Source organism: Pseudomonas sp. TZ252 (assembly GCF_056110345.1).
Window position 1 is genome coordinate 4,625,166 of the sequence record NZ_CM148566.1, and the last position, 12,701, is coordinate 4,637,866.

The following is a 12,701-nucleotide window of genomic DNA, read 5'->3' on the forward strand; positions in this document are numbered from 1 at the left end:
GGTCCAGGCAGCCATCCAACACTCAGTTTCCTGCGCCAGTCGCGGCTGGCGCGTTATCTCCGACGAGCAAAAGACCACAAGGGACCTATTCAATGTCTGCATCCCTCGCATTCGTCTTCCCCGGCCAGGGTTCGCAATCCCTCGGCATGCTGGCCGAGCTGGGCGCCCAGCAGGCGCTGGTGCGCGATACCTTCGCCGAGGCCTCTGAGGCGCTCGGTTACGACCTTTGGGCGCTGGTCCAGAATGGTCCTGAAGAGCGCCTGAACCAGACCGACAAGACCCAGCCGGCCATCCTCACGGTTTCGATCGCGCTCTGGCGCCTCTGGCTGGCCGAGGGCGGTGCGCGCCCAGCGTTCGTCGCCGGGCACAGCCTGGGCGAATATTCCGCGCTGGTCGCGGCCGAAAGCCTGGCGTTCGCCGATGCGGTCAAGCTGGTCGAGCGTAGGGGCCAACTGATGCAGCAGGCGGTTCCGGCGGGGCAGGGCGGCATGGCCGCGATCCTTGGCCTGGAAGACGCCGATGTATTGGCGGCCTGTGCCGAGGCGGCCCAGGGCGAGGTGGTCAGCGCGGTCAACTTCAACGCGCCGGGGCAGGTAGTGATCGCCGGTGCCGCGGCTGCCGTTGAGCGTGCCATCGAGGCATGCAAGGCACGCGGCGCCAAGCGCGCGGTGGCGCTGCCAGTCAGCGTGCCGTCGCATTGCGAACTGATGCGTCCGGCCGCCGAGCAGTTCGCCGCCTCGGTCGAAAGCCTGCAGTGGCAGGCGCCGAAGATTGCGCTGGTGCAGAACGTCAGCGCCGCCGTGCCGGCTGATCTCGATACGCTGCGCCGCGACCTGCTGGCACAGCTGTACAGCCCGGTTCGCTGGGTGGAGAGCATCCAGCTGCTGGCGGAAAAGGGCGTCACCGAGCTGGTCGAGTGCGGGCCGGGCAAGGTCCTGGCAGGCCTCAACAGGCGCTGCGCGAAGGGCATCAATACCCATGGCCTGGATGGCGTCGAGGCGTTCGCCGCCACGCGCGCCGCCCTGGCCTGAGAGAGAGAAAGGAGAGAATCCCATGAGTCTGCAAGGTAAGGTCGCATTGGTAACCGGCGCCAGCCGTGGCATCGGCCAGGCGATTGCGCTGGAACTGGGGCGCCTGGGTGCCGTAGTCATCGGCACCGCGACCAGCGCGTCCGGCGCCGAGAAGATCGCCGAAACCCTCAAGGCCAATGGCGTCGAGGGTGCGGGCCTGGTCCTGGACGTTTCCAGCGACGAATCCGTAGCCGCGACCCTGGAGCACATCCAGCAGCATCTCGGCCAACCGCTGATCGTGGTCAATAACGCCGGCATCACCCGCGATAATCTGCTGGTGCGCATGAAAGACGACGAGTGGTTCGATGTGGTCAACACCAACCTGAACAGTCTCTACCGTCTGTCGAAAGCCGTTCTGCGCGGTATGACCAAGGCCCGCTGGGGGCGCATCATCAACATCGGTTCCGTGGTCGGCGCCATGGGCAATGCCGGGCAAACCAACTATGCCGCGGCGAAGGCCGGCCTGGAGGGCTTCACCCGTGCGCTGGCCCGGGAAGTCGGTTCGCGTGCCATTACCGTGAATGCGGTGGCGCCGGGCTTCATCGACACCGACATGACCCGCGAGCTGCCGGAAGCCCAGCGCGAAGCGCTGCTGGGCCAGATTCCGCTGGGTCGCCTGGGGCAGGCGGAAGAGATCGCCAAGGTGGTCGGCTTCCTCGCTTCGGACGGCGCAGCCTATGTGACCGGGGCCACCGTGCCGGTCAATGGTGGGATGTACATGAGCTGAATGTGACGTTACCTTTCTCGGGTCTGTCATAAGCGCTGTCTAGAATTCGTTGCGGAATTGCAGCCGGGTTATTAGATAGAATTATCGAAGTGGCCGTGGGAAGGTGAGGCGTTCAGCTTGAAAAGCAGAAAACCCTTTCTATACACTTACCCGCAGCCCAGCTGCTCGGATTTTCCATAGGAGTGAAAACAAGGTATGAGCACCATCGAAGAACGCGTTAAGAAGATCGTCGCTGAACAACTCGGCGTGAAGGAAGAAGAAGTCACCAACAGCGCTTCCTTCGTCGAAGACCTGGGCGCCGACTCCCTTGACACCGTCGAGCTGGTGATGGCTCTGGAAGAGGAATTCGAGACCGAAATCCCTGACGAGAAAGCTGAAAAGATCACCACCGTTCAGGAAGCCATCGACTACATCGTTGCTCACCAGCAATAAGTAGTCGTCGGATTTTCCGACGTGGAAAAGCCGCACAGCCTGTAAGGGCGTGCGGCTTTTCTTTAGCGCCTTACCTACTCTGGTAGTCTGTCGGCGCAACCCCGTGAAATGAGAAAGAGGAAGTCGTAGTGTCGCGTAGACGCGTCGTCATTACTGGCATGGGCATGCTGTCGCCGCTGGGCCTGGATGTCCCGAGCAGTTGGGAAGGTATTCTCGCCGGTCGCAGCGGGATCGCCCCGATCGAGCATATGGACCTGTCCGCCTATTCCACCCGCTTCGGTGGTTCGGTCAAGGGTTTCAATGTCGAGGAATACCTGTCCGCCAAGGAAGCCCGCAAGCTCGACCTGTTCATCCAGTACGGTCTCGCCGCCAGCTTCCAGGCCGTTCGCGATTCCGGCCTGGAGGTCACCGACGCCAATCGTGAGCGTATCGGCGTATCCATGGGTTCCGGTATCGGCGGCCTGACCAATATCGAGAACAACTGCCGATCCCTGTTCGAGCAGGGGCCGCGGCGCATCTCGCCGTTCTTCGTGCCCGGTTCGATCATCAACATGGTTTCCGGCTTCTTGTCGATCCACCTGGGTCTGCAGGGGCCCAACTACGCCCTCACCACCGCCTGCACCACCGGTACCCACAGCATCGGCATGGCTGCTCGCAACATCGCCTATGGCGAGGCCGACGTGATGGTCGCCGGCGGTTCCGAAATGGCTGCCTGCGGTCTCGGCCTGGGTGGTTTCGGCGCGGCTCGCGCGCTCTCCACTCGCAACGACGAGCCGACCCGTGCCAGCCGTCCGTGGGACCGGGATCGCGACGGCTTCGTCCTGTCCGACGGTTCCGGCGCCCTGGTGCTCGAAGAACTGGAGCACGCCCGTGCCCGCGGCGCGCGGATCTATGCCGAGCTGGTTGGCTTCGGCATGAGCGGCGACGCCTTCCACATGACCGCGCCGCCGGAAGACGGCGCCGGTGCCGCCCGCTGCATGAAGAACGCGCTGCGCGATGCCGGCCTGGATCCTCGCCAGGTCGATTACATCAACGCCCATGGCACCTCCACCCCGGCCGGCGACATCGCCGAGATCGCCGCGGTGAAGAGCGTGTTCGGCGAGCATGCCCATGCGCTGTCGATGAGTTCGACCAAGTCGATGACCGGCCACCTGTTGGGTGCCGCCGGTGCGGTGGAGGCGATCTTCAGCGTGCTGGCCCTGCGCGACCAGGTTGCCCCGCCGACCATCAACCTGGACAACCCGGACGAAGGTTGCGACCTCGACCTGGTGGCCCATGAAGCCAAGCCGCGCAAGATCGACGTGGCCCTGTCGAACTCGTTCGGTTTCGGCGGGACCAACGGCACCCTGGTGTTCCGCAGGTTCGCCGACTGATGCTGGACTGGGTCGACGGCCGGCCCGCCGCCGAGCTGTCCGTGCGCGATCGCGGACTGGCCTATGGCGACGGGCTGTTCGAGACCCTGGCGGTGCGCGCCGGCACGCCGCGTCTCCTGGAGCGCCACCTGGCGCGCCTGGAAGAGGGGTGTCGGCGCCTGGCGATCCCTCTCGACACCGCGGCGTTGCGCCAGGAGTTGCTGGCGTTCTGCGCGGCGCTGGGCGACGGTGTCGCCAAGCTGATCGTCACCCGCGGCGAGGGTTTGCGTGGCTACGCGCCGCCTGCCGAGGCCTCGCCGCGGCGAATCCTCTCCGGATCGCCGCGTCCGGCCTATCCCGAGCGCCACTGGCAGCAAGGCGTGCGCCTGTTCGCTTGCCGCACGCGCCTGGCCGAGCAGCCCCTGCTGGCCGGCCTCAAGCACCTCAATCGCCTGGAGCAGGTCCTCGCCCGTGCCGAGTGGAGCGACGCCGGGCATGCCGAAGGGCTCATGCTGGACGTGCACGAGCGGGTAGTGGAGGGCGTGTTCAGCAACCTGCTGCTGGTTCTCGACGGCACCCTCGTGGCGCCTGACCTGCGGCGCTGCGGCGTCGCTGGAGTGATGCGCGCGGAATTGCTCGAGCGCGCCGAAGGAATCGGCGTCCCGCTGGCGATACGGGATGTTTCCATGGCTGAACTGGCGACGGCCGACGAGGTCTTTCTGTGCAACAGCCAGTTCGGCATCTGGCCGGTCCGGGCATTGGACGAGCACGTCTGGCCGGTCGGCGAGCTGACCCGTAAACTGCAAGACCAACTTCGCGACGACCTGGATTTCTGACTTTGATGCGCAAACTGCTGGTGCTGCTGGAGAGTGGCCTGTTGTTCGTTGGCCTCTGCGTCGGCCTGGCTGCATGGCAGCAGCAGCGGGCGCTGGAGCAGCCCCTGCAATTGACCGAGGAGCGCCTGCTGGACGTTTCCTCGGGCTCCACGCCGGGCGGCATGCTCGCGCGTCTGGAGCAGGAAAAGGTGCTCCATGGCGCGTTCTGGCTGCGCCTCTACTGGCGTTTCAACCTGCCGGGCCAGGCCCTGCACAGCGGCGAATACCGCCTCTTGCCGAGGATGAAGGGCGCCGACCTGCTGGAACTCTGGCGTGAAGGCGAGGTGGTGCAGTACAGCCTGACCCTGGTCGAGGGCTGGAGTTTCCGCCAGGTGCGCGAAGCGCTCGCCAGGCAGGGCAAGCTGGAGCAGACCCTGGCCGGCCTGAGCGACGGCGAGATCATGCAACGCCTCGGCAAGCCCGACGAAGTGGCCGAAGGGCGCTTCTTCCCCGATACCTACCGCTACACCCGTGGCATGCGCGACATCGACATACTGCGCAAGGCCTACCAGCGCATGCAGACCATCCTCGCCAAGGAATGGGATGGCCGCAGCCAGGACCTGCCTTATCGCGACGCCTACCAGGCGCTGATCATGGCCTCGCTGGTGGAAAAGGAAACCGGCGTGCCGGAAGAGCGTTCGCAGATCGCCGGCGTCTTCGTCCGCCGCCTGCAGCGCGGCATGCTGTTGCAGACCGATCCGACGGTGATCTATGGCATGGGCGAGCGCTACAACGGCAAGATCACCCGCGCCGACCTGCGCGAACCGACCCCTTACAATACCTATGTGGTGCCTGGCATGCCGCCGACCCCGATCGCCCTGGCCGGGCGCGAGGCGATTCGCGCCGCGCTGCATCCGGCCGAGGGTGAGACCCTGTATTTCGTGGCGCGCGGCGATGGCAGCCATGTGTTCTCCAGCAGCCTGGACGAACACAACAAGGCGGTCCGCGAGTACCAGTTGAAGCGTCGCTCGGACTATCGCTCCAGCCCCGCGCCCATCACCCCGCCGCCACAATGAGCGGCGCAGCCAAGATAAGGAGTGCCGTGTGACCGGCCTGTTCGTCACCCTGGAGGGCCCGGAAGGGGCCGGCAAGAGCACCAACCGCGACTACCTGGCCGAGCGCCTGCGCGAGCGCGGCATCGAGGTGCAGTTGACCCGCGAGCCTGGCGGCACGCCTCTCGCCGAGCGCATCCGTGAACTGCTGCTGGCGCCCAGCGACGAGCCGATGGCCGCCGATACCGAGCTGTTGCTGATGTTCGCCGCGCGGGCCCAGCATCTCGCCGGGGTCATCCGCCCGGCGCTGGCGCGCGGGGCCGTGGTGCTCTGCGATCGCTTCACCGATGCCACCTATGCCTACCAGGGCGGCGGGCGCGGTTTGCCGGAGGCGCGCATCGCCGCGCTGGAAAGCTTCGTCCAGGGCGACCTGCGGCCCGACCTCACGCTGGTCTTCGACCTGCCGGTGGAAATCGGCCTGGCGCGGGCGGCGGCGCGTGGCCGGCTCGACCGTTTCGAGCAGGAGGACCGACGCTTCTTCGAGGCCGTGCGTCAGACCTACCTGCAGCGCGCCGCGCAGGCCCCGGAGCGTTACCAGGTGCTCGATGCCGGGTTGCCGCTGGCCGAGGTGCAGGCTGGCCTGGATCGGCTGCTGCCGAATCTGCTGGAGCGTCTGAATGGCTGATATCTATCCCTGGCAGCAGGCGCTCTGGAGCCAACTGGGCGGCCGCGCCCAGCACGCCCACGCCTATCTGCTCTACGGTCCCGCCGGGATCGGCAAGCGTGCCCTGGCCGAGCATTGGGCCGCCCAACTGCTCTGCCAGCGGCCTGCCGCCGCTGGCGCATGCGGCGAGTGCAAGGCCTGCCAGTTGCTGGCCGCCGGTACCCATCCGGACTACTTCGTGCTGGAGCCGGAGGAGGCGGAGAAACCGATCCGGGTCGATCAGGTCCGCGACCTGGTTGGCTTCGTGGTGCAGACCGCGCAACTGGGCGGGCGCAAGGTCGTGTTGCTCGAACCCGCCGAGGCGATGAACGTGAACGCCGCCAACGCCCTGTTGAAAAGCCTTGAAGAGCCGTCGGGCGATACCGTGCTGCTGCTGATCAGCCACCAGCCCAGCCGCCTGTTGCCGACCATCAAGAGCCGCTGCGTGCAGCAGGCCTGCCCTTTGCCGGGCGCGGCGGCTAGTCTGGAATGGCTGGCGCGGGCCCTGCCCGACGAGCCGGCCGAGGCCCTGGAGGAACTGTTGGCGCTTTCCGGCGGCTCGCCGCTCACCGCCCAGCGCCTGCACGGCCAGGGCGTGCGCGAGCAGCGCGCGCAGGTGGTCGAGGGGGTGAAGAAGCTGCTCAAGCAGCAGATCGCCGCCAGCCCACTGGCCGAAAGCTGGAACAGCGTGCCGTTGCCATTGCTCTTCGACTGGTTCTGCGACTGGACGCTGGGCATCCTGCGCTACCAGTTGACCCACGACCAGGAGGGGCTGGGGTTGGCCGACATGCGCAAGGTGATCCAGTACCTGGGCGACAAATCCGGGCAGGCCAAGGTGCTGGCCATGCAGGACTGGCTGCTGCAACAGCGGCAGAAAGTGTTGAACAAGGCCAACCTCAACCGTGTCCTGCTTCTCGAAGCCCTGCTGGTGCAGTGGGCAAGCCTGCCCGGGCCGGGCTAGAATCCCGCTGATATTCGACTGGCAGGAACCTGCATGAGTTTGCCACCCAATCTGGGGCCGCGTAACGGCATCCTGTCCTTGACCATCAAGGACAAGTCCGTGCTGTACGCCGCCTACATGCCGTTCATCAGGAACGGCGGGCTGTTCATTCCCACCAACAAGAACTACAAGCTCGGCGACGAAGTCTTCATGCTGCTCAACCTGATGGAAGAGCCGGAGAAGATCCCGGTGGCCGGCAAGGTCGTCTGGATCACCCCGAAGGGCGCCCAGGGCAACCGTGCGGCTGGCATCGGCGTGCAGTTCAACGACGGTGACAACACCGCCCGCAACAAGATCGAAACCTACCTGGCCGGGGCGCTGAAGTCGGACCGGCCGACCCACACGATGTAACGCTAGACAGGATCATGCTGGTCGATTCCCACTGCCACCTCGATCGCCTCGACCTGGCCGCCCATGGCGGCTCGCTCGATGCGGCGCTGGATGCCGCGCGAGCGCGTGGCGTCGGTCAATTCCTCTGCATCGGCGTCAGCGCCGACAATGCCCAGGCGGTGAAGGCCCTGGCCGAGCGCTATGCCGACGTGCACTGTTCGGTGGGCGTACACCCGCTGGACCTGGAGCCCGGAAGCGCGCCAGCGCTGGACTGGCTGCTGGGCGAACTGGCGCATCCGCGGGTGGTGGCGATCGGCGAGACCGGCCTCGACTACCACTACGAACCGGAAGCCGCCGAGTTGCAACAGGAGGCGTTTCGCCTGCACCTGGAAGCCGCGCGGATCACCGCCAAGCCAGTGATCGTGCACACCCGCGAGGCGCGCGCCGACACGCTGGCGCTGCTGCGCGAGGCGGCGTTGCCGCAGGCCGGCGTGCTGCATTGCTTCACCGAGGACTGGGAAATGGCGCGATCGGCGCTGGACCTGGGCTTCTACATTTCCCTGTCCGGCATCGTCACCTTCCGCAATGCCGATGCCCTGCGCGAGGTGGCTCGCCAGGTACCGGCCGACCGGCTGTTGGTGGAGACCGACTCGCCCTACTTGGCGCCGATTCCCCATCGCGGCAAGCCGAACCTGCCGGAATACGTGCGCGATGTCGCCGAATTCCTCGCGACGTTGCGTGGCGTCAGCCTGGAAACCCTGGCGGAGCAGACTACCGCCAATTTCCATCGGCTGTTTCCGTTGGCCCGCTAGGCCGGCGCACGGATAAAAAAAAACCCGGGTTCTGGGGGATGAATCCGGGTCAAGACCATTAGGAGTGGAACAAAGGTACGCATTCCTCGGTACCTTCACTGGCTGGGTACTTGGGGGGAGATACCGCGCGCCAGTACCTTTCAGTATTGGTCATGTTCGTGGGGCGTCCAGACAGGGCTGGCGGTTTTTTAAACAGATTTGGAATACCCTTGCGGTCCTTGAGTACCTAGGTGCCTGCGACCTGGCGCAAGATCGCCAGGGTATCGTCGATCACCGTCGAACTCGTGTAGAAGTGCGGGGAAAAACGGATACCTCCGCCACGCTGGGCGCAAATGACCCGTTCCTGGCGAAGCGTTTCGAAGAGTGTCCGATTGTCCTGGCTGTCCAGGCTGAAGGTCAGGATGCCCGCGCGTCGGCTCGGGTTCCGCGGGCTGTGCAGGCGTACCCCGGGAATTCCCGACAGACCGTCCTGTAGCCACTGGACGCGCTCGGCGATGTCTCTGCCGACCCGCTCCATGCCGACCTCCTCCAACAGCCCCAGGCTGGCCTCCAGGGCCATCGCGCCGAGCATGTTCGGGCTGCCGCATTCGAAGCGCCGGGCGCTGCGCGCCGGCCGCCAGTCGCGACGCTCGTAATCGAGGGCATGTTCCAGCATGTGCCAGCCATATTCGTGCAGCGCCAGGCGCTCGCGCTGCTCGGGATGGCAATAGAAGACGCCCAGCCCTTCGGGGCCGAGCATCCACTTGTGCCCATCGGCCATGGCGAAGGCACAATCGTAGGCCTGTACGTCGAAGGGCAGGGCGCCGAGCTGCTGGATCGCGTCGATGCAGAACAGCACCCCGCGGCGGCGACATCCCGCGCCGATGCGCTCCAGGTCAAGGCGCAGGCCGCTGGCGTACTGCACCGCGCTGATCGACAGCAGGCGGGTGCGCGGGCCGCAGGCGGCGAGCAGGGCGCTCTCGGGATCGTCGCCGGCGAGACCGACCTCGACCACTTCGACGCCGCGCGGGCGCAAGGCTTCCCAGACCACTCTATTGGAGGGGAACTCCTCGTTGCCGATGACGACCTGGTCGCCCTCTCGCCAATCCAGGCCGAAGGCTACGAAGGAAAGCGCCTCGGAGGTGTTCTTGACCAGGGCGAGGTCGCTGCCGGCGCGCGCATTGAGCAGTCGGGCAAGGCGCTCGCGCAGGCGATGTTCTATCTTCAGCCATTCCGGATAGTCGCTGGCGCCGTGGGCGACGTTCTCCCGGGCGAAGGCGCTCACCGCGTCGGCGGCGCGTCTAGGCCAGGGTGCGACCGCTGCGTGGTTGAGGTAGCGCAGACCGTTGGTCTGGTCGAATTCGTCCTGGTAACAATTCATCGTCGGATGTTCCGTGCATTTTCGTGCTGAATAGGCATAATACGCGGCTTCGATTTTTGACTCATTTTGACCTGACAGTCTTTTTATGCAGAAAGAGCCTCGCAAAGTTCGTGAATTTCGTCGCCGTGAACAGGAGATTCTCGATACCGCCCTCAAGCTGTTCCTCGAACAGGGGGAAGACAGCGTAACGGTCGAGATGATCGCGGATGCCGTCGGCATCGGCAAAGGCACGATCTACAAGCACTTCAAGTCCAAGGCGGAGATCTACCTGCGCCTGATGCTGGACTACGAGCGCGATCTCGCCGCCCTGTTCCATTCCGAAGACGTAGCCCGCGACAAGGAAGCCCTGTCGCGTGCCTACTTCGAGTTCCGCATGCGCGATCCGCAGCGCTACCGCCTGTTCGACCGCCTGGAAGAGAAGGTGGTGAAGACCAGCCAGGTGCCGGAGATGGTCGAGGAGCTGCACAAGATCCGCGCCTCCAACTTCGAACGCCTGACCCAGCTGATCAAGGAGCGTATCGCCGACGGCAAGCTGGAGAACGTTCCGCCGTACTTCCATTATTGCGCTGCCTGGGCGTTGGTGCATGGCGCCGTGGCGCTGTACCACTCGCCGTTCTGGCGCGAGGTGCTGGAAGACCAGGAAGGTTTCTTCCACTTCCTGATGGATATCGGCGTGCGCATGGGCAACAAGCGCAAGCGCGAAGGCGACGCTCCCAGCGCCTGATACCTGTGGTGCCGGGACGCAGTCACTGCGCCCCGCGCACTCTTTGCCGGCAGGGATATACTCGTCGCCCATCGATCCGCCGGCGGGACGTCGGCTGCCCATTTCCGGCGAATCCGCCGGTGGCTCCACGTTCGTTCAGGAGTTCTCCGATGAGTGTCCGTGAATTCCCCATCCACTACATCGAACCGGTGTTCCGGCCCCCGAGCGAGGCGCATTCGCTGGTCCTCCCGGTGACCAATGGCTGTTCCTGGAACAAATGCGGCTTTTGCGAGATGTATACCCAGCCGCAAAAGAAATTTCGCGCCCGCGACGAGAACGAGGTACTGGAGGAGATCCGCCGCTGCGGCGAGCGCCTGATCGTCAAGCGGGTGTTTCTCGCCGATGGCGACGCCCTGGTATTGCCGACCCGCCGGCTGCTCGCGGTGCTGCAGGCGATTCGCGAGCACTTGCCGGAGGTGGAGCGGGTATCCAGCTACTGCCTGCCGCGCAACCTGCGCAGGAAGTCGGTCGACGAGTTGCGCGAACTGGCCGACGCCGGGCTGCGAATGGCCTATGTCGGCGCCGAGTCCGGCGACGACGAAGTGCTGGCACGGGTCAACAAGGGCGAGACCTATTCCTCTACCCTGGATGCGCTGGAAAAGCTTGGCGAGGCGGGGATCAGTCGTTCGGTGATGATCCTCAACGGTCTGGGCGGAATGACCCTGAGCGCGCAGCACGCGGACAACTCCGCGCGCCTGATGAACGCCGCCCAGCCGGAGTACCTGTCGACCCTGGTGGTGAGTTTCCCTACCGGCGAGCAGCGTTTCCGTGCTGGCTTCGCCGATTTCGAGGCGCTGGATCGGCGTGCCCTGTTCGTCGAGGTCGAACGCCTGTTGCAGGGATTGGAGCTCGAAGACACGGTATTTCGCAGCGACCACGCTTCCAACTATCTGGTGCTCAAGGGCGAGCTGGGTGCCGACAAGGCGCGCCTGCTGGCCGAGGTCCGCCAGGCCATCGAGCAGCCGCAGCACGCTGCCCTGCGCCAGGAGTGGCAGCGTGGCCTGTGATGGCGCGGAAGCTGCATCGGCTCGTCATTCGCCGGTTTTCCGACGCCGGCAGGGGAGATGACCGATGTTGCACCTGTTCCGTATCGCCCTGGCGATGCTCCTCCTGGGCAGCCTGTCCGCCTGCATGAAGCCCAGCGACCTGGCCGACGGCGCCGACTACTACCTGCGCGACGCCGGGGTGCTCGATCACAGCGCCAGCCAGCGCAGCAACAACCGGCGGATCCAGGCCGACTCCTTCATCTACATCGGCCAGGGCCCGTTCGTGCCGCCGGGCTACCGGTACGCGCGGCCGAACGTGGTGGCCGAGCAGGCCTTCGAAGGTTTCGTCGAGTATTTCCCGCTGGTGCGCCGCGCCAAGGCGCCGCTCGGCCTGGACGACGCGATGCGCGAGGCGCGTGCCGCCGGCGCCCACTACCTGCTGTACTGCCGTTTCGCCCGGGGCGACAACAGGATCGGCAACTGGGAGGAGTGGGAAGACGAAGAGGAACTCGGCCGGGTCGGGCGCGATCGCAGTGTCATCCAGGTCATGCTGATCGAGACCAGCACCCGTTTCCTGGTGGACAGTGCGACCATTCGCAGCCGCGGCGGTTTCCTGACGTTCTACGACGCCACCCCGGAAGACCTGCTGCGTCCGCCGCTGGAGCAATACGCCCAGGAATTGCTGGGCCTGAACAGTCGAGGAACAGGCTATGAGTGATACCGGCAAGGCCAACGACCTGCTGGCGCAGATCCCCAGGGGCGAAAAGAAGGGCCTGCCGCCCGTGCACCTGTGGAATCCGCCGTTCTGCGGCGACATCGACATGCGCATCGCCCGCGACGGTACCTGGTTCTACCTGGGCACGCCGATCGGACGCAAGCCGATGGTGAAGCTGTTCTCCAGCATCATTCGCCGCGACGGCGACGACTATTTCCTGGTGACTCCGGTGGAAAAGGTCGGTATCCGCGTCGACGATGCGCCCTTCGTCGCGGTGACCCTGCAGGTGCAGGGCGAGGGCGGGGCGCAGGTACTGCGCTTCGCCACCAACGTCGAGGACGAGGTCGAGGCGGACGCCGGGCATCCGCTGCGCGTCGAGATCGACCCCCGCAGCCAGGAACCCACGCCCTACCTGCGGGTGCGCGACAACCTCGAGGCGCTGGTGCATCGCAACGTGTTCTACCAGCTGGTCGAGCTGGCGGTGCCGCGCCGGATCGACGGCATCGAATGGCTCGGCGTCTGGAGCCACGGCGAGTTCTTTCCCCTCGGCCCGCAGCCGGACTGACAGGCGCAGCATGAAAAAA

At 65.5% G+C, this 12,701-nt stretch carries 15 protein-coding genes; 14 read left to right on the forward strand and 1 reads right to left on the reverse strand.

Going from position 1 to position 12,701, the window contains the following annotated elements:
• Positions 1 to 92: 92 nt before the first annotated feature.
• The 10 genes from fabD to ACYAF3_RS21485 all read left to right on the forward strand — a co-directional run bounded on the left by fabD (position 93) and on the right by ACYAF3_RS21485 (position 8,293).
• The gene (gene fabD / locus ACYAF3_RS21440) at positions 93 to 1,031 is read left to right on the forward strand and encodes an ACP S-malonyltransferase (RefSeq protein ID WP_003091139.1); all 939 of its coding nucleotides are present in this window, start codon (positions 93 to 95) and stop codon (positions 1,029 to 1,031) included.
• A gap of 22 nt (positions 1,032 to 1,053) precedes the next feature.
• A complete protein-coding gene (gene fabG, locus ACYAF3_RS21445) occupies positions 1,054 to 1,797 on the forward strand; it encodes a 3-oxoacyl-ACP reductase FabG (RefSeq protein ID WP_003091137.1) in 744 nt (247 codons plus the stop codon).
• A 195-nt stretch (positions 1,798 to 1,992) separates the two neighbouring features.
• Complete coding sequence (gene acpP / locus ACYAF3_RS21450; RefSeq protein ID WP_003091135.1) at positions 1,993 to 2,229, forward strand: acyl carrier protein; 237 nt, start codon at positions 1,993 to 1,995, stop codon at positions 2,227 to 2,229.
• 128 nt (positions 2,230 to 2,357) lie between these two features.
• Positions 2,358 to 3,602, forward strand: a complete 1,245-nt coding sequence (gene fabF / locus ACYAF3_RS21455) for a beta-ketoacyl-ACP synthase II (RefSeq protein WP_003104132.1) — start codon at positions 2,358 to 2,360, stop codon at positions 3,600 to 3,602.
• Positions 3,602 to 4,417: an aminodeoxychorismate lyase gene (gene pabC, locus ACYAF3_RS21460; RefSeq protein WP_003113994.1), complete on the forward strand. Its 816-nt coding sequence runs from the start codon at positions 3,602 to 3,604 to the stop codon at positions 4,415 to 4,417. Before fabF ends, pabC begins: the two co-directional genes overlap by 1 nt.
• Before the next feature lie 5 nt (positions 4,418 to 4,422).
• Positions 4,423 to 5,472: an endolytic transglycosylase MltG gene (gene mltG / locus ACYAF3_RS21465; RefSeq protein WP_034085912.1), complete on the forward strand. Its 1,050-nt coding sequence runs from the start codon at positions 4,423 to 4,425 to the stop codon at positions 5,470 to 5,472.
• 28 nt (positions 5,473 to 5,500) lie between these two features.
• Positions 5,501 to 6,133, forward strand: coding sequence for a dTMP kinase (tmk, locus tag ACYAF3_RS21470; protein WP_003091125.1), 633 nt, complete (start codon positions 5,501 to 5,503; stop codon positions 6,131 to 6,133).
• Positions 6,126 to 7,112, forward strand: a complete 987-nt coding sequence (locus ACYAF3_RS21475) for a DNA polymerase III subunit delta' (RefSeq protein WP_016852671.1) — start codon at positions 6,126 to 6,128, stop codon at positions 7,110 to 7,112. Before tmk ends, ACYAF3_RS21475 begins: the two co-directional genes overlap by 8 nt.
• A 33-nt stretch (positions 7,113 to 7,145) precedes the next feature.
• A complete protein-coding gene (locus ACYAF3_RS21480) occupies positions 7,146 to 7,502 on the forward strand; it encodes a PilZ domain-containing protein (RefSeq protein WP_003091119.1) in 357 nt (118 codons plus the stop codon).
• A gap of 14 nt (positions 7,503 to 7,516) precedes the next feature.
• Positions 7,517 to 8,293 carry a TatD family hydrolase gene (locus ACYAF3_RS21485; RefSeq protein ID WP_003091117.1) on the forward strand — a complete coding sequence of 259 codons (777 nt, stop codon included), beginning with the start codon at positions 7,517 to 7,519 and terminating at the stop codon, positions 8,291 to 8,293.
• A 226-nt stretch (positions 8,294 to 8,519) separates the two neighbouring features.
• On the opposite strand, the gene ACYAF3_RS21490 is transcribed toward ACYAF3_RS21485, so the two are convergent.
• Positions 8,520 to 9,653 carry an aminotransferase class V-fold PLP-dependent enzyme gene (locus tag ACYAF3_RS21490; protein WP_073658332.1) on the reverse strand — a complete coding sequence of 378 codons (1,134 nt, stop codon included), beginning with the start codon at positions 9,651 to 9,653 and terminating at the stop codon, positions 8,520 to 8,522.
• 85 nt (positions 9,654 to 9,738) lie between these two features.
• On the opposite strand from ACYAF3_RS21490, the gene ACYAF3_RS21495 reads away from it, so the two are divergent.
• The 4 genes from ACYAF3_RS21495 to ACYAF3_RS21510 all read left to right on the forward strand — a co-directional run bounded on the left by ACYAF3_RS21495 (position 9,739) and on the right by ACYAF3_RS21510 (position 12,682).
• Positions 9,739 to 10,377 (forward strand): TetR/AcrR family transcriptional regulator, encoded by a 639-nt coding sequence (locus tag ACYAF3_RS21495; RefSeq protein ID WP_003091114.1) that lies wholly within the window; start codon positions 9,739 to 9,741, stop codon positions 10,375 to 10,377.
• Between the two features lie 149 nt (positions 10,378 to 10,526).
• A complete protein-coding gene (locus tag ACYAF3_RS21500; protein WP_023116994.1) occupies positions 10,527 to 11,423 on the forward strand; it encodes a radical SAM protein in 897 nt (298 codons plus the stop codon).
• Positions 11,424 to 11,487: 64 nt separating this feature from the next.
• Complete coding sequence (locus ACYAF3_RS21505) at positions 11,488 to 12,120, forward strand: DUF4823 domain-containing protein (RefSeq protein ID WP_003091112.1); 633 nt, start codon at positions 11,488 to 11,490, stop codon at positions 12,118 to 12,120.
• Entirely contained in the window at positions 12,113 to 12,682 is a 570-nt protein-coding gene (locus tag ACYAF3_RS21510; RefSeq protein WP_003113996.1) for a DUF1285 domain-containing protein, read from the forward strand. The genes ACYAF3_RS21505 and ACYAF3_RS21510 overlap by 8 nt, the downstream gene beginning before the upstream one ends.
• Positions 12,683 to 12,701 lie beyond the last annotated feature (19 nt).